The sequence below is a fragment of the Corynebacterium sp. MSK074 genome (assembly GCF_030229735.1).
Taxonomy (GTDB): domain Bacteria; phylum Actinomycetota; class Actinomycetes; order Mycobacteriales; family Mycobacteriaceae; genus Corynebacterium.
In genome coordinates this window covers 23,625-48,848 of sequence record NZ_JASPIX010000002.1, presented here as the reverse complement: position 1 = coordinate 48,848, position 25,224 = coordinate 23,625, and the positions used below count along the sequence as shown (strand labels likewise).

The window sequence follows — 25,224 nt, the reverse complement described above, 5'->3', positions numbered from 1 at the left end:
AATTTCTATGCATATCCGTCCTGCTGAGCTTGCCGACGCCCCCGCACTCACCGCAATCTACAACGCCGGCTCCGCAGCGAAACCCGCCGCTAACTTGGTCACGTGGCAAGAAGATGTCTCTGACCGCGAAGAGTGGCTCAAGGAGATGTTTCAGGCCGGCTCGCCGGTCTTCGTAGCCGTGCACGATGATGAAGTCATTGGCTGGGCGGCCTACTTCCAGTTCGTGACCCCCGCCATCTATTACGGCACCGTGGAAGACTCCGTCTACATTGCCCCCTCCGCTCAGGGCAAGGGCGTGGGCTCCGAGCTTCTCGACGCCCTCATGGACTTCGCCGCCGACGATGCCTATGTGCAGACGATGATCACCTATATCGTTGATACCAACGAGGGTTCTATTGCCCTGCACAAGAAGTTCGGCTTCACCGAGACCGGCCGCATGCCAAATATCCATACCAAGGATGGCGTCCGCCTTGGCTTGGTGCACCTCCAGCGCGATTTCGAGCGCTAAACCACCCTTCCCAGCAAGGATTCGGGTATTTCGTGCTCCTTTTCTTGACCGGAATGCAAAAATGGCCGCGTTATGCCCTTTTCTTTGTTGAAAAGAGACAATAACGCGGCCGTTTTAGGTGCTGTTACTTAGTAACAGGCGCCCACTCTGGGCCTGTCTCGCCCAACTCTGGGTCGAGCTTTGAGATGAGCGGCTTCGGCTTGGCCAAGGCGGTGCCCGGCTCTACCTGGATGCGCTCCCACTTTGCCTGCTGCTGGGTGTAGTCACCCATGATGACCGGATACTCGTGGCCCTCTGGCGGCAAGCCAGCACCAACGAGCTCTACCGGGATATCGTCCTTGACATCATGGACCTCCGGCTGGGCTGCCCACACACCGCTGCGGCCCAAGGTTTCATGGACCTTCTGCGCGGTAAACGGCAGGTACGGCGTGAGCATGACATTGCAGTCAGAAACCACCTGGAGGGCAGTCCACAGCACGGTAGCTAGGCGCTCGCGCTGGGTCTCATCCTTAGCCAACTTCCATGGCTCTTGGTCTGCAATATAAGCGTTGGCTTCGCCGACGACGTGCATGATAGCGGTAATCGCCTGCTTGAACTTGGACTGTTCCAGCAAAGAACCGGCGGTCTCGAAAGTCTCTTCCGCCAGCTGCAGGATTTTCTTATCCTTTTCTTCCAGCGCTGCTGGTGCTGGAACCTCACCGAAATTCTTAAACGCCATAGAAACGGTGCGGTTGACCAGGTTGCCCCAGCCATTGGCCAGCTCATTATTGATACGGCGGACGAATTCATCCCAGGTAAAGTCCGTGTCATTGTTTTCCGGACCGGCCACGGCGATGAAGTAACGCAGGGCATCTGGGCCAAACTCCGCCAAGAAATCCTTGACATAGATGACAACGCCCTTGGACGAGGAGAACTTGGAACCAGACATGGTCAAGTACTCAGAGGAGACAATTTCCGTTGGCAAATTCAGCTCGCCGTACTGGTGAAGCTCACCGCCCTTGTTGCCCTTGCCTGCATAGCCCAAAAGCTCGGCCGGCCAGATCTGGGAGTGGAAGGTGATGTTGTCCTTGCCCTGGAAGTAATAGTGGCGGGCCTCCGGGTTCTGCCAGAAGTCCTTCCAGGCTTCAGGCTGACCAGTGCGGTATGCCCACTCGATAGAGGAAGACAGGTAACCGATGACCGCATCGAACCACACGTAGAGCTTCTTGGCGTTATTGTCCTGCCAGCCCTCAACGGGGATCGGAATGCCCCAGTCAATATCGCGCGTCATGGTGCGCGGGCGCATATCCTCCAACAGGTTTAGGGAGAACTTCAGGACGTTCGGGCGCCAGTCCTCACGGGTGGACAGCCACTTTTGCAGCTCATCCTTGATGGAGGGCAGATCCAGTAGAAAGTGCTCGGTTTCAATGAACTTTGGGGTCTCGCCGTTGATCTTGGATACGGGGTTGATCAGGTCCACCGGGTCGAGCTGGTTTCCACACTCATCGCACTGGTCACCGCGGGCGCCATCCGCGCCGCAGATGGGGCAGGTGCCCTCAATATAGCGGTCCGGCAGGGTGCGCCCGGTAGACGGCGAAATAGCACCCTGGGTGGTCTCTTTGAGCATGTAGCCATTGGCATACAGGCCCTTGAAGAGTTCCTGTACCACGGAGTAGTGGTTACGGGTGGTGGTCCGAGTAAAGAGATCGTAGGACAGGCCGAGGTTGGCTAGGTCAGTGACGATCTGGCGGTTGTAGCGGTCTGCCAGCTCGCGAACGGACACGCCTTCTTTGTCCGCTTGAACCAATAGCGGAGTGCCGTGCTCGTCCGTACCGGAGACCATGAGTACGTTGCGGCCACGCATTCGCTGGAAACGTGCAAAGACGTCAGAAGGAACACCAAAGCCGGCCACATGGCCGATGTGGCGCGGGCCGTTGGCATAGGGCCAGGCAACATTTACTACTACAGACTCAGTCATGGGTTCTACTGTATCGAAGCCAGCTCGTGCCCACACGATTAGGGCAGACATTTACTCCGCAGGTGAACCGCATTTTCAGAACAAAGCGCCCACCGCTTCCCCACTGCTGAGGAAACGATGGGCGCTATGAAAGCAACCGCAAAGGACGCGAATTACTTGCGCTTCATCGGGTGCTTGAGACGCTCGTTGCGGCGCTTCTTAAGTACCTGCGTGCGCTGGTATTCGCGGTGCAGGCGGCGCTCGCGGGCCATCTTGCGCTGGAACTGCTGTGCCTCGCGGTACTCGAGGTAAATGACATCCTCGCTCAGAGCCTTGTAGATGGCGAACATCAGGCCAACGACAATGAACAGGAACGGCAGTGCAGCGACGATGGTGACGTTTTGCAGGTTAGACAGCGCGTCTTCATTAGCCAAGAGCAGGGTCAGGCCTACCAAGGCAGTCAGTGCGCCCCATGCCGCGGATAGCCACGGCTTAGCGGTAGAAGCACCATTTTGGGACATAGAGCCCATAACCGTGGACGCGGAGTCTGCAGAGGTGACGAAGAAGGTAGCCAGAAGGACCGCTGCAACAATACCGGCAACGAAGCCGCCGGGCATGGACTGCAGGAGATTAAACAGCTCTTCCTCAGCCGACTCGCCGGTAATGGATTCACCGTTTTGCTCCATGTGGATAGCAGTGCCGCCGAAGATAGCGAACCACAGGGTGGATACGCCGGCTGGGATGAGCAGGACGCCCAGGCAGAACTCGCGGACGGAACGGCCACGGGAGATGCGCGCCAGGAACATGCCCACGAATGGGGACCAGGAAACCCACCATGCCCAGTAGAAGATGGTGTAGCCGGACAGCCACTCACCGGCGGTGCCGTTTTCGGACTCGGCGGTGCGGCCGATCATCTCGGTGAAGTAGTTGAGGTAATTACCAATGGAGCCAGGAATCTGGTTCAGGATGGTAACGGTCGGGCCCAAAATGAACACGAAGATCGCCAACACTGCGGCAAGGACCATATTCGCATTGGAAATGTACTGAATGCCCTTGCCCACACCGGACATCGCGGACAGAAGGAATGCGAGGGTAAGGACCAGCACGATGCCGATAACCACGGAATTGGTGGGGTTATCGATGATTCCGGATGCCTTCAGGCCGGCCTGAATCTGCAGGGCACCCAGGCCCAGGGAGCAGGCGGTACCGAAGACGGTGGCGAAGATGGACAGGACATCGATGAACTTGCCCACCGCACCGTTAGCGTTACGCTCGCCGATGAGCGGCACGAAGGCCTGGCTTAATAGCTGCTTGCGGCCAATGCGGAAGGTGGAGTACGCGATGGCCAAGCCAACGATGGCGTAGACCGCCCAGGGATGCAGCGTCCAGTGGAACATGGCATAGGCCATGGACGAACCCACGTTGCCAGTGCCCTCGCCCGGGGTGCCGTCACGGTAGTTGGCCAACGGCTCGGAAGCGCCGTAGAACATCAGGCCAATGCCCATGCCGGCGGCGAACATCATGGCAATCCACGATGGGGTGGAAAATTCCGGCTCCTCATTAATGTGGCCCAACTTGATGGAGCCGAACTTGGAGGCGGCAATAAAGACAACGAACACCACGAAGACGGTGCCGAAGAGGATATAGGCCCAACCGAAGTTATCCACGACCCAGGTCAGGGCCGAAGAGGAGAAGTTGGCAAAGTTATCCGGGGCGGCCAGGCCCCACACGACGATCGCGGCAATCAGTACGCCGGCAATGCCGACGATGGACCAATCGATTGGCATATTGTCACGATCGGCTGCGATTTCCACCTCAGGATCGTCATAGCGCTCCGGGTGGAAACCATCGGAGTGAATCATATCCTGAAGCTGGCCGGTGGCAGATTGTGCGTCCAGCTGTTCGTCTACAGTCTGATAATTCTCAATAGGCTGCCCGCTCGAAGAAGCAGAGGCCGGCTGCGCCTGGGCGCCGACCGGTTCCTTTCCTTCTTCTGGCGCGCCTGTGCCCATGTTTTCCGAGTTTGTCATGAGCTATACAGTGGTGCGGAACTACTCAATTATCAAACGAAGCACGTAGAAACTTCGCTGCTCAACACCGTTTCCCAGGGATTTTCCACGATAATTTGAAAGGATTTTACGCTTCGTTTCCCCATGTAAATACCGCTTTAAGTCGCCCACACGCCCGAGCACTATAACAATTCAATTACAAAGCCCCCGTTAGTGAAGCCATCTACGCGCGCTACGGGGTGTGACGTAATCGAATAGGCGGTAGGGACTAGTCCTTGCGGGCTGCTAAAGCGGCATCATAAAGCTCGCGATTAGAGACCTCGGTGCCTTTGGCGACCTGCTTGCACGCGTCCTTCAGCCGCATCCCTGCCTCCGCTAGCTCGAGCGCCTTGGGCACCAAGTCCGCGGCGGTAGCGGCAGCGGCCGTACCGCCCTCGATCACCACGGTGATCTCTCCCCGAGCGCCGTCTACTGCCCACTCGGCAAGCTCGCCCAAATTCCCGCGGCGGATTTCCTCATAGGTCTTGGTCAGTTCCCTGCACACCGCGGCCGGGCGGTCGGCGCCGAGAATTTCCGCTGCTTCGGCCAGGGTTTCGGCCACGCGGTGAGGAGATTCGAAGAATACAATGGCTCGCTTTTCGTTGCGCAGTGATTCCAGCCAGGCCTTGCGGGGACCGGGCTTGCGAGGAGGAAAGGCGTCGAAAAGGAAGTGCCCCACGCCCAGGCCCGAAAGCGCCAGGGCCGTCGGCACTGCGGACGGGCCGGGAAAACAGGTCACAGGAATATCGCGCTCGGCCGCCGCGGCCACAAGAGACAGGCCTGGATCAGAAATAATCGGCATGCCGGCATCGGTGACGACGAGAACGGTGCCTGACGCGGCGGCGTCGATAAGCTGCTGAGCTCGGTCCTTTTCATTGTGATCAAAATTGGACACCACCCGCCCGGAAATCTCGATCCCTAAGGCCTGGGCCAGATTACGCACGCGCCGCGTATCTTCGGCCGCGATGACGTCCGCATGCTGCAAGGCATGCATTAAACGCGCGGAGGCATCTCCTACGTTTCCCAGCGGCGTGGCGGCGAGAATTACCCCGCGCGGTAGTGGATCCAGACCTAAAACAGACATACCTCTAGCATTCCATACTCTCTAATGCGCGGTCGCGCTACGTTGTCGCCTAGACTCAACCAAGTGACTATTGCTACCGCTGCCCCATCGCGCACCACGCACGACACCGTGGCCCCGCCAGCACCCCGCGCCTATCAGTGGGGCAAGGCTGACTGGATAAGCACTAGCGTCGTCGGCGTCCTTGCGCTCATTACCCGTTTTGTCGGACTTACTGCGCCCGTTTCCAAGGGCACGCCCGTCTTTGATGAAAAGCACTATGTTCCCCAAGCCTGGGACATGGTGCGAAGCTGGGATAACCTTTTTATCGGCGGCATTGAAACCAACCCCGGCTACGGGCTGGTGGTTCACCCACCGCTGGGCAAGCAGATCGTGGCACTTGCCGAATGGATCTTTGGTTATTCCCCTCTGGGCTGGCGTTTTATGACGGCCCTCTTCGGTGCAGCCACCGTGCTCTTGACGATGTCCCTGGCCCGCCGAGTCTCTTTATCCTGGCAGGTGGCAACCCTAGCTGGCCTCATCGCCGTATTTGATGGCGTGCTCTTGGTCTCCTCCAAGTTCGGCATGCTGGATATCTTCCAAGTCTTTTTCGTTGTAGCCGCCGCCTGGGCGCTCGCCCGCGATCATAATCAGATGCGTGAGCGCCTCCACAACGCGTTTTTGAAGGGCGGGATGGGCTCTTCCGCCTTTGGCCCGCGCTTTGGATTCCGCTGGTGGCGCCTCCTCGCAGGTGTCTGCCTTGGTCTTTCCCTGGGCGTGAAGTGGTCCGGCCTGTACTTCATCATGTTCTTTGGTCTGATGTCCGTCTTTAGCGACCTTGCCTTGCGCAAGCGCTATGGGGTACGCCGCTATATCCTCGGCACCCTGGTGCGCGATACCCCTGCTGCCTTGGCCTCCCTCGTGCTCGTGCCGGTACTGCTCTACGCCTGGACCTGGCGGGCTTGGTTTGCCTCCGAAACCGCCGTGTACCGCCATGCCAAGGTGGATGGCACCATCGAGGATGGATCGTGGCTGCTGAACCTGCCTGATTCCTTGGCCGGCTGGTTCTACTATCACTCCTCTGTCTTGGAATTCCATGCCAGCCTAACCTCTTCCGGCGGCCACCATCACCCGTGGGATTCCAAGCCCTGGGCTTGGCTCGTGGCCGCCCGCCCCATCTTGTACTACTCCTCCACCGACCTGCAGTGCGGTGATGGCAGTAACGAATGTCGCAAGATGCTCTACCTCTTTGGCACCCCAGCCATCTGGTGGCTGGTCATCCCGGCCGTATTGTGGGGCCTGTGGTCGCTCATTATTCGCCGCAACCGCGCTTTCCTTATCCCCTTGGTGGGCTTTGCGGCAGGCTTCTTGCCCTGGCTCGCGGCCTTTGACCGCCAAATGTACTTCTTCTACGCCACGGCTTTTATCCCCTTTGTCATCGTGCTTATTGCGTTAGCTTTAGGCCAGCTCATCGGGCATGGCAGGCCTGTGCGGTGGGGATGGCTGAAGAACTTGGCCGGCGGCCCCGTACGTTGGGGTACCATCGCCGCCGTGTTCTACCTAGCCCTGGTAGTGGCAATGTTCTTCTACTTCTCCCCCATTTTGTACGGCTACAAGATTCCAGATTCCTGGTACCACTCCATGATGTGGCTGCCGAGCTGGACCTAACCTGGCCAGAGCGGAGTTTATTGCGGCTGCGCGTTGAGGGACTTCCACCACGCGCGCACCAGGTAGCCCTTTTCCGCCGCCCAGGCCCACGCCAGGCTAAGAGTCGCAAGCGCAGTGGCGATAAGGAAATACACCTGCTCAATGGTTACGGTACCCAGCGCTATATCGCGCATGCCAAAGCCGAAGAGGAAGGCAAACATCGTGGCCGATACCGGAAGCAGTCCGGTGACCGCCGCGGGGCGCCAGGCGCTGAAGAAAAGACCACAGGCCATGCCAAAGCGCACTGCCGCGCCCTCCATCAGCAGGTTGGCTCGCTCCGGATCCGCAGTGGGATCTAGAACTCTTCCTTCCGCACCCAACGGTACGAGCCCGGAGGCGTGCACGATGAGCACCACTGCCCAGATTGCAAAGATGGCCCCCATAAGAACCATGGCGGCGCGCGCGACCGTCAGGTTAGCTTGGCGCGCGCTCGAGGTACGTCGCCATTCCGGCTCCACGCCGGCCAAGATGACATCAGAAAGATCCGTGGGCGGAGCCATGCCGGAATCCACGGGCTCCACAAAGCTCAATGAACGCGATAGCGCGGCCGCCTTATCGCGGAAAGCGCGGCATTCGGCGCAGCTTTCCAGGTGAGTATCAATAACGTCCTGGGGCAGATCGGAGTGCTCTCCATCCATGTGCGCGGAGATTGCCGCCTGAACCTGGCTATGCGTCAACATTGCTGAGCACCCCATCCATGCTGGCTCTACCGGAGCCAAAAATTACGATCATCAGCAGGGATAACAGCAATACCAGTGGGTATTCGATTCCGCCGTCGGCAGCAAAAAGCCCATGGCCCAGGTGCACGAAATACAGGGCACACCCCATAAGCAATGCGAGTGCCCCGGCGACAAAGGTGGTGAGCAGACCAACGACGAGGAATGCACCGCCGGCCATCTCTCCTATGGCGGCGATATAGCCGGAAAGCTGTGGCTGTGGCACCCCTAAGGCGGAAAACTGCCCCACGGTTTCATCCATGCCGGTCATAAACATCTTGTCCACGCCGTGTGCGATAAAGATTAATCCGAGGACCGCTCGAAAAATAAGCAGTGCGGCATCGCGTACGGCAGGTCTATTCATGCTGAACAGATTACCCTGAACCCCTCGCCCGATGCGAAGGCAATGGACTACACCTATACTCCTGGGAAATTCGCCCTTTGGCGGGGGGAAGGAAAAGACCACGGCCGCGCGGGCTGTTTCAATGGGAACCACGCACAAAAGATAAAAGGAGAACACCATGAGCGAACCAACTACGCAGTCCGAAGAGCGCACCACCTTGGTCTATGACGATGATGGCCTGGGCCGCCCGCCTTGGGCGATGTCCTCGCCAATGCTGAAGGAGTATTACGACACCGAATGGGGCCTGCCCATTTTCGATGAAGCTGGACTCTACGAGCGCTTGAGCCTCGAGTCTTTCCAGTCCGGCCTGTCCTGGGCTGTGGTGCTCAAGAAGCGCGAGGCGTTTCGCGCGGCCTTTTGTAACTTCGATCCGGACAAGGTCGCCCAATTCGGCGAGGCAGACGTGGAGCGTTTGCTTGGCGACGCCTCCATTATCCGCAACGAAACCAAAATCCGCGCCGCGATTAATAACGCCAAGGCGACCATCGCTCTGCGCGAGGAAGGCGGGCTGGCAGAGTTCATTTGGGCCTACCAACCTCCGGAGAACCTCTACCCCACAGTGATGGAAGATATTCCGAAAAAGAGCTACGAGTCCAAGCTCATGTCCCGCGAGCTTAAGAAGAAGGGCTTTCGCTTCGTTGGACCGGTTACCTGTTTCGCCCTCATGGAGGCCATCGGCATGATTGACACGCACCTTATCGGCTCCCATCGCCGCGGTACCTCCGGGGTGTGGCTGGAGAGCGGCGTGCCGAATTATGGCCTAGCGCAGGAATACAACGCGCTCGCGAACTCGCAGACAACGAGCGCTGACGAGCTTCACGGCGCTGCTAGCTAGTCCGCTACGCGCGCTTATCCAGCGCGGCGGGCCGCTAGGTCATCGCGACGGCCATAACCATCGGGCCCGGCGTGCGGGCCGTCAAAGTCGCCGTCCTCACCATCGCTATAGCTCAGCGGAAGGTGCACGAAGTCCGGGCTTTCATCGTCGATTTCCACAACCACGGCACCTGGGCGGCGCAGATTACGCGGAATCTTCAGCTCTTCATCCTCGGCGTTGCGCACGCCCAAGCGGGCGCGGCGCAGGTGGCGCACGCGGCGGCGCATTAGTGCCTGTTCCTGGCGTACCTGGGAGCGAAGGGCGATCAAGTAGGCCACGGTGAGCACGCCAGCGACGGCAGCCAACCACCAAGTCCAGCCACCGACCACGATGCCGAGGGCTACCGTGAGTACCACAGCCACGGCCAGCCCCAGCAGAGTGCGCTGACGGCGCTGGTAGCGCGTTGCAGACTTTTCCTTTTCCGCTACCGGATCCCAGCCACCGCGGCCCAAACGACGCTGGGCAAACTCGACCTCGTCCTCGGACAGGTCGGTATCCATGCCGGCATCGTCTGCTTCGGCGGTCTCAGCGAGTTCTTCAGCTCCCTCGGTATCCACCGTTTCTGCAGATGCAGGCTCGGCATCATCCGCGCTGGCAGAATTTGCGGAGTCGCTTTCACTGTCCTCGGCCTTGTCTACGGCTCCCGGATACATGAGGTCTACCGGCGAGGTATAGGTTTCGTCATAGGCATAAGCATCGCTCGCCACGCTAGAGACAGCTGGGGCGCTAAAGACCTCAGCCTCGGCGGCGGCAACATCGGAGGCTTTGTCCTTAGTGGACTCGTCCGCGGCGTCGTCCTCGTCCTCCAGGAGCACGTCATCGACATCGTCCGCCTCTGCGGTGCTGGCTTCCTTGTCCGCATCAGCCTGCTGGGAGACAGGAACCGCAGCTGCCTGTGGCTCGACTGCAGTCTCGTCTTCTTCTGCAATCGCTTCTTCCACCAATTCACCATCGATGGTTTCTGCCTGTTGCGTGGATTCTTCACCAGCGGTGGAGGCGGATGCTGCAGTAAACGCACGGCTACCGCTACCGAAGGGCTGGGACTTGGCCCGGCGTGCGGCACCGGCAATAGTTACGGAGCGCGACGAGGACTTGGTGGCCTTACTATCGGATTCACTGTCGGCAGCGTCTGCGGCCTCGACGACTTCGTAGTCCGCCTCGTTCTCATCGTCACGACGGTGGACGTCGCCGGCGCGCAGGCGCGGACGACGCCGGCCGGCGACCTTGCCGGAATCTCCTTCAAAGAGGACCCGGGTATCTTCAAAGGCCTCACCGGTATGGCTCATTGGGCGATTATTCCTACCCAATAGCCACGGTGCGAGCACGAAGAGCCACACCACGATGATCGCGATAATCGGCACAGCTGTCGACACGAAAAGGACCTTCCCCTTGAATACAGATGATTACTCCACCTTAAACGGTGAAACCGCACCGTAGCACCCCAAATTCGCACAAATTACAATGTTGTGACTTATGTGAAAATTGAGGTCGGATTCCCAGCGATTGGGACGCTATTTCACGCCAGTCGTCCAGCTTGACGCAGGCGCTCCACCGCCGTAGAGGCAAAGTCTTCTTTCACCAACGCCACGTAGTGGTGGTCCTGCCACGCGCCGTCGATATGCAGATTGCGCCGCAAATACCCTTCATGCCGGAACCCGTTGACGGCCAAGACGCGACCCGAGGCCGGGTTGTGCTCCAGATAGGTAGCGGTCACGCGGTGCAAACCCACCCGCCCAAAGGCATGGTCCACCCCCAAAGCGGTGGCGGCCGTAGCCACCCCGGCGCCGTGAACCGCGGAATAGACCCAGTAGCCAATCCAGCAATCGCGAATGCTGCCATGCTGAATATTTCCCAGGGTTACCTGCCCTGCGAATTTCCCCTCCACCTCAATGACGAGCGGGACCACCAGCGCCTCACGCGCGGCGGTGCGCAGGTACATCAGGTGATTCCACCACGCCTGCTGGCTATGCGCCTCCGCCCACGGTGCGGCTTGGGTCGGCTCAACCGGGCGGAGGAAACTTTCATCGTCGATGCGCTGACGCCGCCACTCATGGCCGTCGGAACGCAGCAGGGGGCGCAAGCGCATCCGCGCCCCCGAGGGAAAGACAGACGAGGAGGGAAGCTGGACAAAAGGAGTAGATTCCGGCCACCCCGGATGCATGTCATCGGTGGGGCCGGTAGCAGGATGGCGGAACCTATCCGCCGCGTTGCCGAAAGGATCGAGCATTAGCTGCGCTGGGTCAAAAACAACACATCAACCACATCGCCTGGGCGGATTTCCGTGACCTCTTCCGGCACGCGAATCATGGCGTTGGCCTCTGAAAGGCCGGCCAAGAGGTGTGCCGGGGCCCCTGCGGCACCGCCGAGGCCTTCCACCAAGTAGTCCGCGGTTTCGGCATCGCGCATCAGACGAGCACGGATGAAGCCGCGCCGGCCAGGACGAGAATCGATGTGGTTTAACGCGCGGGCACGCACCACGCGACGGTGCGCATTGCGCTTGCCCAGCGCCAAGCGGATGAGCGGGCGGATATACACCTCAAAGACCACAAGCGCGGACACCGGATTGGACGGCAGCAAGAAGGTAGGAATGCGCTCCTCGCCCACCAGTCCAAAGCCCTGAACGGAGCCGGGATGCATGGCCACGCGGGAGGTATCGACATCACCAAGGTCGTCGAGGATCTCGCGGATAGCCTCGGCACCAGCGCCGCCCACTGCGCCGGAGATTACCAGCACCTCGCTGCGGGCAATGTGCTTTTCCAAGGCTTCGCGGATGCGGCGCGGCTCGCCCTCGGCAATGCCTACACGGTGCACCTCCGCCCCGGCTTCACGGGCCGCGGCAGCTAAGGAATAAGAGTTCACGTCAAAAACCTGGCCCAGTGCCGGTTCTTGATCCAAGTCAACCAACTCGCGGCCAAAGGAAATGATGGTAATACGCGGCCGCGGATACACCAGCACCTTTGAGCGGCCCACCGCGGCTAGAAGGCCAATCTGGGCAGGCCCCAAGACGGTGCCGGAAGATACGGCGACATCGCCAGGCTGAATATCGTCGCCCACTCGGCGCACAAAGTCACCAGAACGCACCGGGCGGTGGGCGGTAACGCGCTTGCGGCCGCGGTCAGTCCACTCGAGGGGAAGGACGGCGTCGGCAAGCGTGGGCAAAGGCGCACCCGTATATACGCGCACCGCTTGCTTAGGTTGCAGGCGCAGCGGCTGCTTGGAGCCGGCCGGAACCTCGCCCACCACGGGCAAGGAACGCTCTACCTCCGGCTGCGGGGAATCCGCATCCTCTTCACCCTCTGCGGACTGTTCGTCCTGGTCCTTGTGGCGGCGCACCCGCAGGCCCCGCTCGCCTCCAATATCCACGGCGCGCACCGCGTAACCATCGATCGCCGCCTGCGGGAAGCCTGGCAGGGGCTGGTTAGCCTGTACCTGCTCGGCGCACATCAAACCCAGCGCGTTGGAAATACCGATGCGCACCGGCTCCGGCGTCGTCGCCGCATCCGTTACCAGCGCCAACTGGTCATCAACTGAACGCATAAGGTCTATGCCCGCCCTTTCTTCGCTTCCACGTCCTTGGCCACCGGGAAAATCCCTAGGCTAGGCCGTGCTCGTCCTCATACTCGGCCATGATTTGCTTAATCGCTTTATACAGCGTGGGACCATACTTTTCATCGCGCAGGCCAAAGTCCACGTTGGCGGGGATATAGCCGCCGGGATTGCCCAAATCATGGCGCTTTCCTTGGTGGACTACCACGTGGACGGGCTCGCCTTCCTCAATGAGGAGCTCGATGGCGTCAGTAAGCTGCAGCTCGCCGCCCTTGCCCGGCTTAATGCGGCGCAGGGCATCAAAGATCTTGCGGTCCAAAAGGTAGCGGCCGGTGGCCACGAGGTTAGAAGGAGCATCCTCTACTGCCGGCTTTTCCACCATGCCCACGACCTTCTTCACGCCAGGGGCATCGGTATCCTCCACGTCGAAGACGCCGTAGTTGTAGGTCTGCTCGCGCGGGACCTCGAAGGCGCACAGCACGCTGCCGCCCAATGCCGCGCGCACACGCGCCATATCCGCCATGACGGTGGCGGGCAAGACAATGTCATCAGGGAGCATGACGGCGAAGGAATCCTCGTCTTCCTCAAGCACCTCTTCGGCAAGGCCCACCGCGTGGCCCAATCCCAGCGGCTTTTCCTGCTCCACCGCAACGGGGTGAATGATCTGGTTGGCGCGCTTGACCTTGGCCACCTGTTCGTCCTTGCCGCGAGATTCGAGGGTCTCTACCAGCTCGGGGAAAGCCTCGAAGTGGCGCATGACTTCTTGCTTATCGGGCGCGGTAATCACCGCAAGGCGGCGCGCGCCGACAGACGCTGCCTCCTCTGCAATGAGTTCGATGCCGGGAGTATCAACAACGGGCAGCAGTTCCTTTGGAACCGTCTTGGTGGCGGGCAAAAATCGGGTGCCCATACCTGCCGCTGGAACTACAACCGTGGTGATTCCGCGGGCGGAATCTTCGCGTTCTATAGCCATGCACAATAGCGTACAACGCCACATTATTTTCCCGTGCACCGCTACGCCGTGGGGTTATGATTTATTTATGACCTCTTCCATCACCGCCAAAAACGAGCTGCGCGCCCGCTTGGTCCAGGCCCGCCGCCAACTTTCCTCCGAGGACCACGATGCTTTTACCGCCGCCGTGCGCAAGCATCTCGAATCCGAGCTCACCGAGTCCATGACCGTGGCCGCCTACTGGCCCTTGGGCTCTGAGCCCGGTGGTGCGGACTTTGTGCCGTGGCTCAAGGAGCATGTCTCCCGCGTCCTCCTGCCAATCTCCGGCGAAAATGGCACGTTGACTTTTGCCGAATACCGCGGCAAGGAAGCTATGCACACCAGCCCACTGGGGTTGAATGAGCCCCAGGGCCCAAGCTTTGATAGCAGCGTGCTGGCTGAGTGTGATCTAGTGCTCGCCCCCGCCATGGCGGTGGATGCCAAGGGCAACCGCATGGGCAAGGGCGGCGGCTACTATGACCGCGCGCTAGAGCCGCTTCCCCACGGCAAGCCGCCGGTTTTCGCCATGGTCTACCCCTCCGAGTTTGTAGACGAGCTGCCTACCGAGGATCATGACCGCAAGGTTGATGCCGCCGTCACCGCAGAGGGCATTACCCGCTTCTAGTTTTCAGGGTGCGGGAACCATGCGCGGTTTCGGCCAGTCTAAAAGAGTATGCCCACTTCGCGTATACCCCGTCTCTTTTCCACCCTTCGTACTCCTGGCCACCGCCGCGGCGTTGTAGTGCGCCGCGCCATTGCGGTGGCCCTTCTTATTGCCGCACTGGCTTCGGCTCTTTCGGCGGCCAAGGAGTTACCGCGCGTGCCCGTCTTTAGCCGCGATCTGCCGGCAGGGGCGGAGCTGGCGCTTGCCGACGTCGACCTAGCCCGCCTTCCTGCCTCCTCCATCCCCGATTCGGCGGTAGCTGTTGAGCCAGAAGAACTTACTGGCCGCGTGATAACCGCCGCAGCCGGCAAGGGCGAAGTGATTACCGATGCTCGCCTTTTGGGAGAAGACCTCGTCTCCAGCTTGGTTAGCGGCTCCGACGCCGCGGCTGCACGGATGATCCCGGTGAAGCTCGCCGAGCCAGATATCATCCCCCACCTACACCATGGCGATACCGTGGACGTGGTGACCGCCGTCGATGCTGCATCCGCCCCGGCCGAAGAGGGGTCGGTCTCTGCAACGCCCACCGCGCGCGTTATCGCCACCGGCGGGCGAGTGGTATCGACCTCCAGCGCCGAGGGCGAGGCCTCTTCCTCTACTGTTTTGCTCGCACTGCCCCATGACCACGCCAATGATGTAGCCGCGGCGTCGCTAAGCCAACCACTCACGGTGGTCATTGTTGGTGACCGCGCTCACCCGCAACAACGCTAGACCACTTCAGCCACAACAGTTGTGGTTGGTTAACAGCTGCACTAAAGTTTCGCCATGTCCATGGTTTCTAACTACCCTTAGTTATTCCCAGAAAGGTTTGTGCATATCACCATGCTCAAGGGTTTCAAAGACTTCATTATGCGTGGCAACGTCATCGAACTTGCCACCGCGGTCATCATCGGCTCCGCCTTCACCGCAATCGTCACCGCCGTTACTGACTCGATCATCCAGCCGATCATCAATTCCCTTGGCTCCGCTGAGGTGGACGGATTGGGCTTCCAAATCACCGACAACAAAAACACCCTTGTTGACTTCGGCGCAGTAATCACTGCAGCGATTAACTTCCTCATCATCGCCGCCGTGGTCTACTTCCTCATCGTCATGCCGATCAACAAGCTCACCGAGGCTGCGAAGCGCCGCCAAGGCGTAGACCCTGAGGCTCCGGCACCAACCTCCGAGGAACTGCTTGCGGAAATCCGCGACCTGCTCGAGGCCCAAAACGTCTCCGATAAGGACATCGCAGGAACCGGCATTGACGGTTCCGCCCACGGCGCTACCGACGCCGATAACGGTTCCACCGGCGGCGGCCGTCACCAGGCCTAGTTCCCTTCGCTGCATATACAGCGCAGAGCCCGCGGTTTCACTTCTTCGGAAGCGAAACCGCGGGCTTTTATGTACCGCTATGGCTCCAGACCTGCATCCTGCCTTAGGCACTAGCCGCCGTAGTGTGGGGGCTGATTCTCTCGGTAGAACTGTTCATCGCGCTGGCCGGACTCCCCCTCTACCGCCACCGAATCCGCGTCATCGACGGTAACGATTCTCTCCTCATCGGCACCATCGACAGCGTGTGCGCCGGGCTTATCAGCACTACGGTCATAGTCGGCAGCAGCAGATTGGCGAAATACTCGCCGGCGATTTCTCCGCGACGTCATAGAAAATACCCTGCGCCTACTGGACGCTCGATTGCTGCAGCTGGTCAATCAGGTGGTGCACCAGAGGCGCCAAGGTAGCCATACCATCGCGGACGGCAGCGCGGGAGGAGGCAAGGTTGACCACTACGGTCGAGCCCGAAACACCCGATAGACCGCGGGACGTACAGGCATCCACCGCGCCACAGGCTTGGCCAGAAGAACGCAGCGCCTGCGCCACACCCGGAACCATCTTGTCGATGACAGACCGAGTAGCCTCCGGAGTCTTATCGCGCGGGCCCACGCCGGTGCCGCCGACGGTGAGGACCACGTCCACGCCACCGACCACAGCGGTCTCAATGGCCTGGCGGATCTTGGATTTCTTGGAACGCACCACGATGGCGCCATCAACGCGGAAATTGGCCTCCGCGAGCAGCTCACTTACCAGCTGCGAAGTGCTATCGGATTGCTCACCGGGATGATCGGTGACAATAACGATGAGCCCACGGCGCGGGGCGGCAAGGCTATCCTCCTGCTCGCTCGCCAACAGGAAGGCATCATCGGGTTCGGCAACATCCATCAAGGAATCGCGCTTATTCGCGCCGTCAGGCTGCGCGGAGTCGGTCACATCGTGCTGCGAATCTGGCATTTTTCTCCTTAAGTTAAGGCAATACAGCCTTGTGGCGGGGTGAGGTACGGCGCATTCAGCACCTAATGAGGTCTTGCACAGTAATTTACTCGCCCGAGAGGGTTACCTCTACCTGACGAGATTCATCCGAGTCTTCGCGGGTAACTTCCAAGGTCACCGTCGCGCCAAAATCTTGGGATCGCGCCGCCGCGATGAGCGCATCAGCGTTTTCAATCAGGCGGTCGTTGACGCGGGTGACAATGTCGCCATCCTTCAAGCCCGCCTTATCTGCTGGACCGCCCGGCTCTACCTCGGCGATGCGGGCACCATTGCCGTCGTCGCGCGCTAGCACCTTCACTCCAAGGGTTGGGTGGGAAACTTTGCCGTCATTGATGAGCTCATCTGCCATGCGCTTGGCAAAGTTGGATGGAATTGCAAAGCCCAAGCCAATGGAGCCGCCCTCGCCGGAGGAGTTATTAGACAGCGAAGCAATCATGGAGTTCATGCCCACGATATTGCCGTCTCGATCCACCAACGGGCCGCCGGAGTTGCCAGGGTTAACTGCAGCATCGGTCTGAATGGCGTCAATCAATGAGGACTCGCCACCCTCCTGGGATGCGCGCACGGGACGGTTCTTTGCCGATACGATGCCGGAGGTCACGGTAGCGTTCAGGCCCAAAGGAGAACCCACGGCCACCACCTCTTGACCCACGGCAACGGAATCGGAGTCGCCGAACTGCAAGAAGGGCAAGTCCTTGACGTCCTTGATTTTCACGATGGCCACGTCCGTATTCGCATCCGAGGCCACCACGTCAGCTTCATGCTTGCTGCCGTCATTCATGGTCACCTGCATCATGCCACCCTGCTCAGCACCGGCAACCACGTGGTGGTTGGTCAGTACATAACCATCTGGGGAGATGACAGAACCGGAGCCTTCAGCCCCACCAGTTCGAGTCATCGTCTGGATAGAAACCACCGCCGGCAAAACCTTAGAGGCAACTTCTTCAACGGAACCCTGCTCCGGTTCCTTACCGGTGCTATTGTTGGCCGGCTCAGCCTTGAGGGCTTCATTGACTACAGAGGTATCGTTATTGCCTCCCCCGGAACTCATGCCGACCACAGCACCGGCAATCGAGCCTGCGGCGATGGCGGCAACGGCCGCCAGAGCGGTGGCGGCGCCCAAGCCAATTTTCTTCTTTTGCTCCGGCTGCGGAGGCAGCGGAGTGACCATCGGGCCTTCCTGCCACTGACCGCTAAAGCTTTGTGTTTGTGGGGCATCCGGATAGGGCCCCAGCGAACCTAGCGTTCGCGGGTCAGTGCCTTCAGCACCGCCGCGCGGTTGGTTCCAGCCTTGCGAATAGGAGCCGGTCTCTTGTGCCTGCGCGCCAGCGCCGCTGTGAAGACCAAATCCGTCACTGTAGGGGCCAGCGTTGCCAGCCACGGCATCTTGCTGGTTGGTTTCTCCAAAGTTCGGACCACCCTGAACCGGCTCGGCCCTACCCGGACCTTCCTGGGACGCTCCCTCCGGGGAGTTTCCATCAAAGCCGCGGTAATCGTCATTCCTCATGTTCATGAGAAAACTATGCCTCACTTCGCTTGGTCAAGACTGATACTGATCTGCCAACCTACTAGGAATTCCTGAAAGGTTGCTGTATTACCTCACCAGTATAAACGCTTATACGCTAGCCCTGATTGAACCAGCGCTGCGCAAAGATTTCACCGCGGTCGCTCGGGTCTTCCTTACCACCCGACAGCCCCTCATGCGGATCTGCCAAACCGTCCACGAAAACCTCACCCGACACAGGCTTGCCCGGCAAGATGACTTCCATGCGGGTACCACCATCATTAGACTCGCGGATCTTGATGGTGCCATCGTGACGTTCAATCACCGATTTCACAATGGCCAGGCCCAAGCCTGAGCCCGGCATGGAGCGCGCTTCTGCCGAACGGTAGAAGCGCTCAAAGACCTTCTCCCTCTCCTCCGGTGCAATGCCAGGCCCGGAGTCATCAAAGCGCAGGCGCACCTCGTGGGTGGATAGCTGCTCCATAGACACGCGCACCGTGCCAGTAGCCGGCGACCACTTAGCCGCATTATCCATAAGATTAAGCGTGGCACGGCCCAATGCGAAGGGGTCGCCGTCCAGCTCCCACGGGATAAAGCGCACCAAGAACTCCACATCGGGACGGCGGCGGCGCGCACGCTCCAGCGAAGCCATCATGACTTCACAAAGGTCCACCGGCTCCGGTTCGCGCTCATTGCCGTCCTCACGCGCCAAATCAACGAGGTCTCCAATCAAGGTGGAGAGCTCATTCATCTGGGACATGACGTCATCTTCGAGGTCCTTGCGGTCCTCATCGCTCATACCAAAGCCACCACCGGCGCGGTTGAGCATCATCAAAAGCTCAATATTGGTACGCATAGAGGTCAGCGGGGTCTTCAGCTCGTGTCCGGCATCGGCTACGAATTGAGACTGCTGCGAACGGGATTCCTGCAGTGCCTCCAGCATCTGGTTAAAGGAGGTGGTCAACTGCGCCATCTCGTCGTTATTAGAGACCTCAATAGGACGCAGGTCGTTGGTCTGCGTCACGTAATCCACCGCTCGCTTCAACCGGGCGATGGGTTGCATACCGGTTTTGGACACGATGAGGCCTGCAAAAATGGCGAGCAAGATGCCAAGGCCAACGATAATCAGAAGCACCGTGCCCAAGATGGCTATGAGCCCTTGCGTAGGAGCGAGAGACTGAGCGACGACCACGGTAGAACCGAGATCATGGCGCTTGGCCAACACCCGCTCGCCACCGACGGTACGCACGGAAGTTTCCGTGTAATCCTCCGTCCGGTGGAAGTCCCCGCCCACAGGAATGGTGTCGCCGTAGGAAAAGCTCATGGAGGGCGGCGATAGGGCTACGCGGGTGCCGGGGTTATAGGACTTAAAGTCCTCGATTTCCTGATCCACGTTATCCATGAACCGCGGGTCTTGGCTTTGCCGCAACAAGACATCGGCCTTGGCCTCCAAGCGGTCATCGACGGAGGCAGTAAGGGACATAGAAACAACCCAATACGTTGCCAACGTCATCAAGGCAACGGCTACGGCCACCACAAGGCCAGTAACAGTAGCAAGGCGCCACCGCAGTGGCGCCCGTGAAGCCCAACTCCCCTGACGATCAGAGAACTCGGTAAGAGGGGTGGCCTGTACTTTCCCGGAAGCCACCGCAGGGGAAGCGGGCTTCCTTAAAATCACGGATTAGACTCCCTCAAGACATAACCCACGCCACGGACGGTGTGGATGAGGCGAGCATCGCCCTCGCCCTCGGTCTTCTTACGCAGGTAGCCGATATAGACCTCGAGAGCATTGCCGGAGGTAGGGAAATCATAACCCCAAACTTCTTCCAAGATCTTGCTGCGAGAGAGAACCTTGCGGGGATTTTCCATCAGCAATTGCAGCAGCGCGAACTCGGTACGGGTCAAGGAAATGGCGCGGCCCCCGCGGCTGACTTCGCGAGTATCAGCGTCGAGTTCAAGGTCCTCGAAGCTCAGCTTGCTTTCCACTGGGGTTTCAGCCGCGATGGAATCTGCGGAGGCGCGGCGCACCAAGGAGCGCACACGGGCCAAGAGCTCCTCCAAAGCGAACGGCTTTGGCAGGTAGTCATCAGCGCCGGCATCGAGGCCAGCCACTCGGTCCGAAACACCATCGCGCGCAGTTAGAACGAGGATCGGACGGTCCCAACCCTCACTGCGCAGGCTGCGGCACACCTCAAGGCCATCCATGTTGGGCATCATGACGTCCAGAATAAGCAATTCGGGATTCTCAGCGCGTACCGTCTCCACGGCCTCCAAGCCGTCGTTAGCGGTCAGCACTTCGTAGCCGTTAAAGCGTAAGGAACGGCGTAGCGATTCGCGGACGGCTTGTTCATCATCCACCACAAGGATTTTCATAGTCCTAATTATTACTTATGGCAGTCAACTTCATGAAGTTAAGGGAAATATTTACCCCCACAGTCCCCCAAATACGGCTAAAACATGCTTATAGAACGCTTCTAAAGCTAAAAATCCCCGCCCAGCCCTCTAATCGAGAGCGGACGGGGAGATTAAAGAGCGAGCTTAGAACTGCTCTACGTCAACCAAGCCCAGCTTGGCAGCCTTAACCAGGCGGCGCGGGATACGGACGGTCTGGCCGTCGATGGTGACTTCCTGGAGGGCTACATTGTCAGCCTTCCACTGGGAACGGCGTGCGTGGGTGTTCGCACGGGACTTCTTAAACTTAGGAGTTGCCATTTTCTACTCTCCTCCTTACGCGTTCTTCTTCTTGCGGCGTGCCATGCCACCGAAGCGCTGGTTGAAGCGCTCGACGCGGCCGGCGGTATCCATAACGCGCTGTGCACCAGTCCAGAACGGGTGGGACTCAGCGGTAACGTCAACGACGATCAGTGGGTACTCGTTGCCGTCTTCCCACTCAACGGTGCGGTCGGAGGAAGCGGTGGACTTGGTCAAAAAGGAGTGACCGGTACCAGCATCACGGAAGACTACCGGGTGGTAATCCGGGTGAATATCTTTCTTCATATATATTCCCTCAGGGTTGGACTACGGGTCGGTTCCACACCCTTAGCGTGGATCGTGCCCGAGTTGGGACGTACAAATTTCACTCTGTTAACCGCGCGCCGCGCGGCACGGGTCAACAACCTGAATTATCCTACAGTCAACTAACCCATATACGAAATCCCAAACCAGCGGCAACCACTCATTTCACTCCCGTTTCTTGCGCCACGCTTAACGGTGCCCCACAGGCAAACACCACCCCAGCACGGCAAACGTCCCACCTGCCACAGCAAGATAGCGATTAGGTAATTCGCGTCCGAGGCTGTAAGATTTTCCCTTGCTGTTGTCAAAATATACGTTTTACGCCCCGTCTACTGGTGTTTGACGATGGCGCCGCACCCGCTCACACCTCACTTTTGAGCACTGCCACCCTCACACGGCAGTCGGCGCTTCATTGTCTATAGCCATGATGTGGGCGGCTAGGAGAAAGAAGACCCATGTCGGCTATTTGCCAGGTAACGGGCCGCAAGCCGGAATTCGGCAAGCAGGTCTCGCACTCGCACCGCCGCACTTCGCGCCGTTGGAACCCCAACGTGCAGCGTCGTCGCTACTACCTGCCCTCTGAGGGCCGTACCATCACCCTGAATGTTTCCACGAAGGGCATGAAGATCATCGACCGCGATGGCATCGAGTCCGTTGTGGCTAAGATTCGCGCACGTGGGGAGAAGATTTAAGTATGGCACGTAACGATATCCGCCCAATCATCAAGCTTAAGTCCACTGCGGGCACCGGTTACACCTACGTGACCCGTAAGAACAAGCGCAACAACCCGGATCGCATCACCTTGAAGAAGTTCGATCCGATTGCCCGCAAGCACGTCGAATTCCGCGAGGAGCGATAATCAATGGCTAAGAAGTCCAAGATCGCTAAGAACGAGCAGCGCAAGGAAATCGTCGCCCGCTACGCGGAGCGTCGCGCTGAGCTCAAGAAGATCATCAAGAACCCGAACACCCCGGATGAGGAGCGCCTGGAGGCTCAGTTCGAGCTGAACCGCCAGCCTCGTGACGCTTCCCCAGCCCGCGTACGTAACCGTGACGCTGCCGATGGCCGCCCACGCGGTTACCTCCGCAAGTTCGGCCTGTCCCGTGTCCGTATGCGCGGCATGGCTCACCGTGGTGAGCTGCCGGGCGTTCGTAAGTCCAGCTGGTAAAGGGGTAATTGCACAATGGCTAATAAGCGCAATAACCAAAAGAAGTTCCGTATGGAGCAGAGCCGTCGCCCAAAGAAGAACCCTTTGAAGGCTGAGGGCATCGAGAAGGTGGACTACAAGGACACCAAGACTCTGCGTCTGTTCATCTCGGATCGTCACAAGATCCGTTCCCGTCGCGTCACCGGTCTGACCCCGCAGCAGCAGCGTCAGGTTGCTACCGCCGTCAAGAACGCACGCGAAATGGCTCTCCTGCCGTTCACCACCCGCTAAACAGTAGCTGGGTATCAACAGCGCACTTTTGCCGCTGGCAAGTGTGACACGGTAAAAGAACCATAAGCTTTCGCCGCCTCCCTCCTCGAGGGCAGGCGGCGAAAGTCGTTTTAGCCCCCTATCCCTCCTCGTGGCCCACATGCACGGCTTACCAGGCTGAGGTGTTAGATTGAAAACATTCGTGTACCCCGCAGCCGGCGGGGTACACTGGCCCCGCACTAGTGAAAGGCAGTGAGCAATGGCCCTGCACCAATCCCTACTCGATCTCTCCGAGCTCGCCCCGCACTGCCAATCTCGCGCTACGGCCCGCGGACTGCTCGCAGAGGCCCAAGATATCTTGCGCAACGCGGTCGCCCACCAGGACAATGAGATTGAATTGGCCCACTGGTATTCCCGGCTGATTACGGATATTGTTCGCTCCCCGGGGGTCAACTCCCCGGTCCGCCTTAGCGGCGCTGCCGCCCGTGGCGACCAGTTGCCCTCCATGCCCGTGGTGTGGATGGGTGAAGATGCCGATCTGCAAGAGGTCTTCGCTGATGTCGGTCTCCAGGCTCACGTAGCCGCCGATTCCATCGCCGCGCGAGTCGACGCCGGCCTGCCCCTTGGAAACGGCGGGGAACAATCGCTACTGGCAGAAGCCTTGGGCCAGCGCCCTCCTGCCCTAAAGATGGTCGATGGCCTGCCGGACCGCGATACAGCGGTGGATATTAAAGTCACACTGCTCTCCCCCATCGCGGCAATCGCACGCTGGGCAGCGCCGGGGCCGCGCCCCACGGTGGATCGCTTAGCGATCGGCGTGGAACGCGATCTGCTTAGCGCTGCTGATGCAGAGGCTTTGGACCTAGCGTGGCGCACTGGCTATGCGTTAGAGTTGCGCCGTTGGTACGAGGGCGTTAGTGATCACTCGGCAACATTGCGCGATCTCCCGCCGTTAGACCGCACTGCTTATGGCTCCGCGTGCCGCATTGTCTCGGCGGCGTTTGAGTCTATTGCCCGTCGGACGGAAGAATATAAATAGTCTCTACGGTGCGGATTCGGAAGCAGTACCTAGTCGGGCATAAGATTGTACAGTTGATTATTAGAAGTGATTTCTCTTTTGCGAAAGGAGGCGTCCCACCGCATGGCAGGCAATGTCGGTAGGCCGCGTAAACATAGCCCGCGGCGCAGGGGCAATAGCGCCCGAGAGGAGATCCTGGACGCCTCCTCCGAGCTTTTCACTACTCAGGGTTTTGCTACCACGTCCACGCACCAGATCGCAGACGCGGTGGGCATCCGTCAGGCGTCGCTGTACTACCACTTCCCGTCCAAGACGGAGATTTTCCTGACGCTGCTCAATTCCACCATCGAGCCCTCCTTGGAGTTGGCCGATGAGTTGGCAGGTACCGACGCGGCCCCAGCACAGCGCCTGTGGTCTTTGGTCGCCGCAGAATCGCGTCTGCTGCTCACCAGTGGCTGGAACGTAGGCCGCCTGTATCAGCTGCCGGTGGCTAATTCTTCGGAGTTCTCCGAGTATCACGAGTCCCGCGACCGCCTGCAGAATCATTTCCGCTCCACCGCCGCCGCCATTGTGGGCGAGGATGACCCCCGCGTGGAGCTGCCCTTCCACATCGCGCTGTCCGTTATTGAAATGCGCCCCAATAACGGCACCCCTCCGTTCGACGCTTCCCAGTCGGTTCCGGAGACTGCCGCCATGCTTGCCGACGCCGCCTTGGCCGTCCTCGGTGCCTCCGTCCCCGACAATGCCGAGGAAACTACCCTCGAGCTACTGAAAAATCGCAACGACTCCATCTCTGCGGCCGCTGCCGCAGCGGCCGACCGCAAAAAGAAGTCGCGCTAGGCCCTCGTTTTCCGCGTTAGCGCTGCCACGACTCCGTGAATTCGCCCGTGGCGGCCAATCCACCGCCCTCGCGCACGCTCACTGCGCTCGGGGTCACCACTATGATCGACGGATCCGCATTGACGTAGTAGTTATTGCCGTCTTGGGTAACGTCGCTCGTCTGGAACTGGCCATCAAACATCGACGAGCGATAGATCTTGTCGCCACCTCCGGTCTCGCAAATGATGACCCTGCCGTCGGGACCAGCCCCAGCGAACAAGGCACGCTCAAAGCGCTGACAGTTGGCGTAGCCGCCGTCGAGCCATCCGTACTCGTTAAAATCAGAAATGTAGTTTCCCACACCCGTCTTCTGACCCCCACCGGTGGAAGACGGGGCCTCCTGCTTTTCCGTCTGCGTGACCGTAACTACCGGCGGTTCCTCAGGGGCTTCCTCTTGCTTGGTTACAGTCTCTTGCGCGGCCGTGGATTCCTCGGCGTTTTCCTCTTCTCTGTCGGAGTTATTGACCGTGGTCATTCCGCTGCCCTTCCCTTTGAAGCTCGGGGCAGCGTCGTCCGTGGAGTCACTGCAACCGCTCAGCGCGAGGCTGGCGGCCACGAGCGGGACGAAGCCTGCGGCAATGAGCGAACGGAGGCTTAAGCGAGAAGTCATGAGTTTTCCTTTCTACTGACG

At 59.6% G+C, this 25,224-nt stretch carries 29 protein-coding genes; 12 read left to right on the top strand and 17 right to left on the bottom strand.

The window, feature by feature from the left end; all coding sequences use genetic code 11:
* Positions 1–7: 7 nt before the first annotated feature.
* Complete coding sequence (locus QP965_RS02250; RefSeq protein ID WP_284766863.1) at positions 8–508, top strand: GNAT family N-acetyltransferase; 501 nt, start codon at positions 8–10, stop codon at positions 506–508.
* 124 nt (positions 509–632) lie between these two features.
* Here QP965_RS02250 and metG read toward each other — a convergent pair whose 3' ends face one another.
* From metG to rsmI, 3 genes are all read right to left on the bottom strand, one after another.
* A complete protein-coding gene (gene metG / locus QP965_RS02245; RefSeq protein WP_284767683.1) occupies positions 633–2,465 on the bottom strand; it encodes a methionine--tRNA ligase in 1,833 nt (610 codons plus the stop codon).
* A 152-nt stretch (positions 2,466–2,617) separates the two neighbouring features.
* Positions 2,618–4,474, bottom strand: coding sequence for a BCCT family transporter (locus QP965_RS02240; protein ID WP_284767685.1), 1,857 nt, complete (start codon positions 4,472–4,474; stop codon positions 2,618–2,620).
* Positions 4,475–4,721: 247 nt separating this feature from the next.
* Complete coding sequence (gene rsmI / locus QP965_RS02235) at positions 4,722–5,576, bottom strand: 16S rRNA (cytidine(1402)-2'-O)-methyltransferase (RefSeq protein WP_284766860.1); 855 nt, start codon at positions 5,574–5,576, stop codon at positions 4,722–4,724.
* 24 nt (positions 5,577–5,600) lie between these two features.
* On the opposite strand from rsmI, the gene pmt reads away from it, so the two are divergent.
* A complete protein-coding gene (gene pmt, locus QP965_RS02230) occupies positions 5,601–7,220 on the top strand; it encodes a protein O-mannosyltransferase (RefSeq protein WP_198492750.1) in 1,620 nt (539 codons plus the stop codon).
* 17 nt (positions 7,221–7,237) lie between these two features.
* Here the strand turns inward: pmt and QP965_RS02225 are convergent, their stop codons facing one another.
* Together QP965_RS02225 and QP965_RS02220 are read right to left on the bottom strand one after the other, a co-directional pair.
* The gene (locus QP965_RS02225; RefSeq protein WP_198492749.1) at positions 7,238–7,939 is read right to left on the bottom strand and encodes a zf-HC2 domain-containing protein; all 702 of its coding nucleotides are present in this window, start codon (positions 7,937–7,939) and stop codon (positions 7,238–7,240) included.
* Positions 7,926–8,339: a DoxX family protein gene (locus QP965_RS02220; RefSeq protein WP_049379053.1), complete on the bottom strand. Its 414-nt coding sequence runs from the start codon at positions 8,337–8,339 to the stop codon at positions 7,926–7,928. Before QP965_RS02220 ends, QP965_RS02225 begins: the two co-directional genes overlap by 14 nt.
* A gap of 157 nt (positions 8,340–8,496) precedes the next feature.
* Between QP965_RS02220 and QP965_RS02215 the strand changes: the two genes are divergently transcribed.
* Positions 8,497–9,213, top strand: coding sequence for a DNA-3-methyladenine glycosylase I (locus QP965_RS02215; protein WP_239277777.1), 717 nt, complete (start codon positions 8,497–8,499; stop codon positions 9,211–9,213).
* Positions 9,214–9,227: 14 nt separating this feature from the next.
* Here the strand turns inward: QP965_RS02215 and sepX are convergent, their stop codons facing one another.
* The 4 genes from sepX to QP965_RS02195 form a co-directional block, all read right to left on the bottom strand.
* Positions 9,228–10,625 (bottom strand): divisome protein SepX/GlpR, encoded by a 1,398-nt coding sequence (gene sepX / locus QP965_RS02210; RefSeq protein ID WP_284844120.1) that lies wholly within the window; start codon positions 10,623–10,625, stop codon positions 9,228–9,230.
* A gap of 143 nt (positions 10,626–10,768) precedes the next feature.
* A complete protein-coding gene (locus QP965_RS02205) occupies positions 10,769–11,479 on the bottom strand; it encodes a GNAT family N-acetyltransferase (RefSeq protein ID WP_284844121.1) in 711 nt (236 codons plus the stop codon).
* Entirely contained in the window at positions 11,479–12,789 is a 1,311-nt protein-coding gene (gene glp, locus QP965_RS02200; RefSeq protein ID WP_284844122.1) for a molybdotransferase-like divisome protein Glp, read from the bottom strand. The genes QP965_RS02205 and glp overlap by 1 nt, the downstream gene beginning before the upstream one ends.
* Before the next feature lie 55 nt (positions 12,790–12,844).
* Entirely contained in the window at positions 12,845–13,771 is a 927-nt protein-coding gene (locus QP965_RS02195; protein ID WP_239279244.1) for a UTP--glucose-1-phosphate uridylyltransferase, read from the bottom strand.
* A gap of 67 nt (positions 13,772–13,838) precedes the next feature.
* Here QP965_RS02195 and QP965_RS02190 point away from each other — a divergent pair, with 67 nt between their 5' ends.
* From QP965_RS02190 to mscL, 3 genes are all read left to right on the top strand, one after another.
* Positions 13,839–14,414 (top strand): 5-formyltetrahydrofolate cyclo-ligase, encoded by a 576-nt coding sequence (locus QP965_RS02190; RefSeq protein WP_284844123.1) that lies wholly within the window; start codon positions 13,839–13,841, stop codon positions 14,412–14,414.
* Between the two features lie 48 nt (positions 14,415–14,462).
* Positions 14,463–15,164, top strand: coding sequence for an SAF domain-containing protein (locus QP965_RS02185; protein ID WP_284844124.1), 702 nt, complete (start codon positions 14,463–14,465; stop codon positions 15,162–15,164).
* Between the two features lie 111 nt (positions 15,165–15,275).
* The gene (mscL, locus tag QP965_RS02180) at positions 15,276–15,767 is read left to right on the top strand and encodes a large conductance mechanosensitive channel protein MscL (RefSeq protein WP_284844150.1); all 492 of its coding nucleotides are present in this window, start codon (positions 15,276–15,278) and stop codon (positions 15,765–15,767) included.
* 110 nt (positions 15,768–15,877) lie between these two features.
* On the opposite strand, the gene QP965_RS02175 is transcribed toward mscL, so the two are convergent.
* The 7 genes from QP965_RS02175 to QP965_RS02145 form a co-directional block, all read right to left on the bottom strand.
* The gene (locus QP965_RS02175; protein ID WP_284844125.1) at positions 15,878–16,096 is read right to left on the bottom strand and encodes a hypothetical protein; all 219 of its coding nucleotides are present in this window, start codon (positions 16,094–16,096) and stop codon (positions 15,878–15,880) included.
* Positions 16,097–16,112: 16 nt separating this feature from the next.
* On the bottom strand, positions 16,113–16,721 hold the full coding sequence (locus QP965_RS02170; protein ID WP_284844126.1) for a MogA/MoaB family molybdenum cofactor biosynthesis protein: 609 nt from the start codon (positions 16,719–16,721) through the stop codon (positions 16,113–16,115).
* An 85-nt stretch (positions 16,722–16,806) separates the two neighbouring features.
* Complete coding sequence (locus QP965_RS02165) at positions 16,807–18,273, bottom strand: S1C family serine protease (protein WP_284844127.1); 1,467 nt, start codon at positions 18,271–18,273, stop codon at positions 16,807–16,809.
* Between the two features lie 109 nt (positions 18,274–18,382).
* Entirely contained in the window at positions 18,383–19,942 is a 1,560-nt protein-coding gene (locus tag QP965_RS02160; RefSeq protein ID WP_284844128.1) for a HAMP domain-containing sensor histidine kinase, read from the bottom strand.
* Positions 19,939–20,637 carry a response regulator transcription factor gene (locus QP965_RS02155; RefSeq protein WP_284844129.1) on the bottom strand — a complete coding sequence of 233 codons (699 nt, stop codon included), beginning with the start codon at positions 20,635–20,637 and terminating at the stop codon, positions 19,939–19,941. Before QP965_RS02155 ends, QP965_RS02160 begins: the two co-directional genes overlap by 4 nt.
* 165 nt (positions 20,638–20,802) lie before the next feature.
* Positions 20,803–20,976, bottom strand: coding sequence for a 50S ribosomal protein L32 (gene rpmF / locus QP965_RS02150; protein WP_005279913.1), 174 nt, complete (start codon positions 20,974–20,976; stop codon positions 20,803–20,805).
* 15 nt (positions 20,977–20,991) lie between these two features.
* The gene (locus tag QP965_RS02145) at positions 20,992–21,261 is read right to left on the bottom strand and encodes a type B 50S ribosomal protein L31 (protein WP_005323793.1); all 270 of its coding nucleotides are present in this window, start codon (positions 21,259–21,261) and stop codon (positions 20,992–20,994) included.
* A gap of 473 nt (positions 21,262–21,734) precedes the next feature.
* On the opposite strand from QP965_RS02145, the gene rpmB reads away from it, so the two are divergent.
* The 6 genes from rpmB to QP965_RS02115 all read left to right on the top strand — a co-directional run bounded on the left by rpmB (position 21,735) and on the right by QP965_RS02115 (position 24,554).
* The gene (rpmB, locus tag QP965_RS02140) at positions 21,735–21,971 is read left to right on the top strand and encodes a 50S ribosomal protein L28 (RefSeq protein WP_005279911.1); all 237 of its coding nucleotides are present in this window, start codon (positions 21,735–21,737) and stop codon (positions 21,969–21,971) included.
* A gap of 2 nt (positions 21,972–21,973) precedes the next feature.
* The gene (rpmG, locus tag QP965_RS02135) at positions 21,974–22,138 is read left to right on the top strand and encodes a 50S ribosomal protein L33 (protein ID WP_005279910.1); all 165 of its coding nucleotides are present in this window, start codon (positions 21,974–21,976) and stop codon (positions 22,136–22,138) included.
* Between the two features lie 3 nt (positions 22,139–22,141).
* Complete coding sequence (gene rpsN / locus QP965_RS02130) at positions 22,142–22,447, top strand: 30S ribosomal protein S14 (protein ID WP_005279906.1); 306 nt, start codon at positions 22,142–22,144, stop codon at positions 22,445–22,447.
* Between the two features lie 15 nt (positions 22,448–22,462).
* Positions 22,463–22,717, top strand: a complete 255-nt coding sequence (gene rpsR, locus QP965_RS02125) for a 30S ribosomal protein S18 (RefSeq protein ID WP_005279904.1) — start codon at positions 22,463–22,465, stop codon at positions 22,715–22,717.
* 238 nt (positions 22,718–22,955) lie between these two features.
* Positions 22,956–23,735, top strand: coding sequence for a putative nucleotidyltransferase substrate binding domain-containing protein (locus tag QP965_RS02120; protein WP_284844130.1), 780 nt, complete (start codon positions 22,956–22,958; stop codon positions 23,733–23,735).
* Positions 23,736–23,837: 102 nt separating this feature from the next.
* A complete protein-coding gene (locus QP965_RS02115) occupies positions 23,838–24,554 on the top strand; it encodes a TetR/AcrR family transcriptional regulator (RefSeq protein ID WP_204609795.1) in 717 nt (238 codons plus the stop codon).
* A gap of 16 nt (positions 24,555–24,570) precedes the next feature.
* Here the strand turns inward: QP965_RS02115 and QP965_RS02110 are convergent, their stop codons facing one another.
* Positions 24,571–25,203 (bottom strand): hypothetical protein, encoded by a 633-nt coding sequence (locus tag QP965_RS02110; protein WP_239279234.1) that lies wholly within the window; start codon positions 25,201–25,203, stop codon positions 24,571–24,573.
* Between the last annotated feature and the right edge of the window lie 21 nt (positions 25,204–25,224).

Excerpts from the sequence above, each read along its gene's own strand:
- pmt (WP_198492750.1), top strand. The coding sequence starts at position 5,601 with ATGCGCGGTCGCGCTACGTTGTCGCCTAGACTCAACCAAGTGACTATT.
- QP965_RS02220 (WP_049379053.1), bottom strand. The coding sequence starts at position 8,339 with ATGAATAGACCTGCCGTACGCGATGCCGCACTGCTTATTTTTCGAGCG.
- QP965_RS02115 (WP_204609795.1), top strand. The coding sequence starts at position 23,838 with ATGGCAGGCAATGTCGGTAGGCCGCGTAAACATAGCCCGCGGCGCAGG.
- rpmB (WP_005279911.1), top strand. The coding sequence starts at position 21,735 with ATGTCGGCTATTTGCCAGGTAACGGGCCGCAAGCCGGAATTCGGCAAG.
- QP965_RS02165 (WP_284844127.1), bottom strand. The coding sequence starts at position 18,273 with ATGAACATGAGGAATGACGATTACCGCGGCTTTGATGGAAACTCCCCG.
- QP965_RS02215 (WP_239277777.1), top strand. The coding sequence starts at position 8,497 with ATGAGCGAACCAACTACGCAGTCCGAAGAGCGCACCACCTTGGTCTAT.
- rpmG (WP_005279910.1), top strand. The coding sequence starts at position 21,974 with ATGGCACGTAACGATATCCGCCCAATCATCAAGCTTAAGTCCACTGCG.
- QP965_RS02110 (WP_239279234.1), bottom strand. The coding sequence starts at position 25,203 with ATGACTTCTCGCTTAAGCCTCCGTTCGCTCATTGCCGCAGGCTTCGTC.
- QP965_RS02145 (WP_005323793.1), bottom strand. The coding sequence starts at position 21,261 with ATGAAGAAAGATATTCACCCGGATTACCACCCGGTAGTCTTCCGTGAT.
- QP965_RS02175 (WP_284844125.1), bottom strand. The coding sequence starts at position 16,096 with ATGACGTCGCGGAGAAATCGCCGGCGAGTATTTCGCCAATCTGCTGCT.
- QP965_RS02170 (WP_284844126.1), bottom strand. The coding sequence starts at position 16,721 with ATGCCAGATTCGCAGCACGATGTGACCGACTCCGCGCAGCCTGACGGC.
- rpmF (WP_005279913.1), bottom strand. The coding sequence starts at position 20,976 with ATGGCAACTCCTAAGTTTAAGAAGTCCCGTGCGAACACCCACGCACGC.
- metG (WP_284767683.1), bottom strand. The coding sequence starts at position 2,465 with ATGACTGAGTCTGTAGTAGTAAATGTTGCCTGGCCCTATGCCAACGGC.
- QP965_RS02195 (WP_239279244.1), bottom strand. The coding sequence starts at position 13,771 with ATGGCTATAGAACGCGAAGATTCCGCCCGCGGAATCACCACGGTTGTA.
- QP965_RS02120 (WP_284844130.1), top strand. The coding sequence starts at position 22,956 with ATGGCCCTGCACCAATCCCTACTCGATCTCTCCGAGCTCGCCCCGCAC.
- glp (WP_284844122.1), bottom strand. The coding sequence starts at position 12,789 with ATGCGTTCAGTTGATGACCAGTTGGCGCTGGTAACGGATGCGGCGACG.
- QP965_RS02155 (WP_284844129.1), bottom strand. The coding sequence starts at position 20,637 with ATGAAAATCCTTGTGGTGGATGATGAACAAGCCGTCCGCGAATCGCTA.
- rpsN (WP_005279906.1), top strand. The coding sequence starts at position 22,142 with ATGGCTAAGAAGTCCAAGATCGCTAAGAACGAGCAGCGCAAGGAAATC.
- mscL (WP_284844150.1), top strand. The coding sequence starts at position 15,276 with ATGCTCAAGGGTTTCAAAGACTTCATTATGCGTGGCAACGTCATCGAA.
- QP965_RS02240 (WP_284767685.1), bottom strand. The coding sequence starts at position 4,474 with ATGACAAACTCGGAAAACATGGGCACAGGCGCGCCAGAAGAAGGAAAG.
- rpsR (WP_005279904.1), top strand. The coding sequence starts at position 22,463 with ATGGCTAATAAGCGCAATAACCAAAAGAAGTTCCGTATGGAGCAGAGC.
- QP965_RS02185 (WP_284844124.1), top strand. The coding sequence starts at position 14,463 with ATGCCCACTTCGCGTATACCCCGTCTCTTTTCCACCCTTCGTACTCCT.
- QP965_RS02190 (WP_284844123.1), top strand. The coding sequence starts at position 13,839 with ATGACCTCTTCCATCACCGCCAAAAACGAGCTGCGCGCCCGCTTGGTC.
- QP965_RS02205 (WP_284844121.1), bottom strand. The coding sequence starts at position 11,479 with ATGCTCGATCCTTTCGGCAACGCGGCGGATAGGTTCCGCCATCCTGCT.
- QP965_RS02250 (WP_284766863.1), top strand. The coding sequence starts at position 8 with ATGCATATCCGTCCTGCTGAGCTTGCCGACGCCCCCGCACTCACCGCA.
- rsmI (WP_284766860.1), bottom strand. The coding sequence starts at position 5,576 with ATGTCTGTTTTAGGTCTGGATCCACTACCGCGCGGGGTAATTCTCGCC.
- QP965_RS02225 (WP_198492749.1), bottom strand. The coding sequence starts at position 7,939 with ATGTTGACGCATAGCCAGGTTCAGGCGGCAATCTCCGCGCACATGGAT.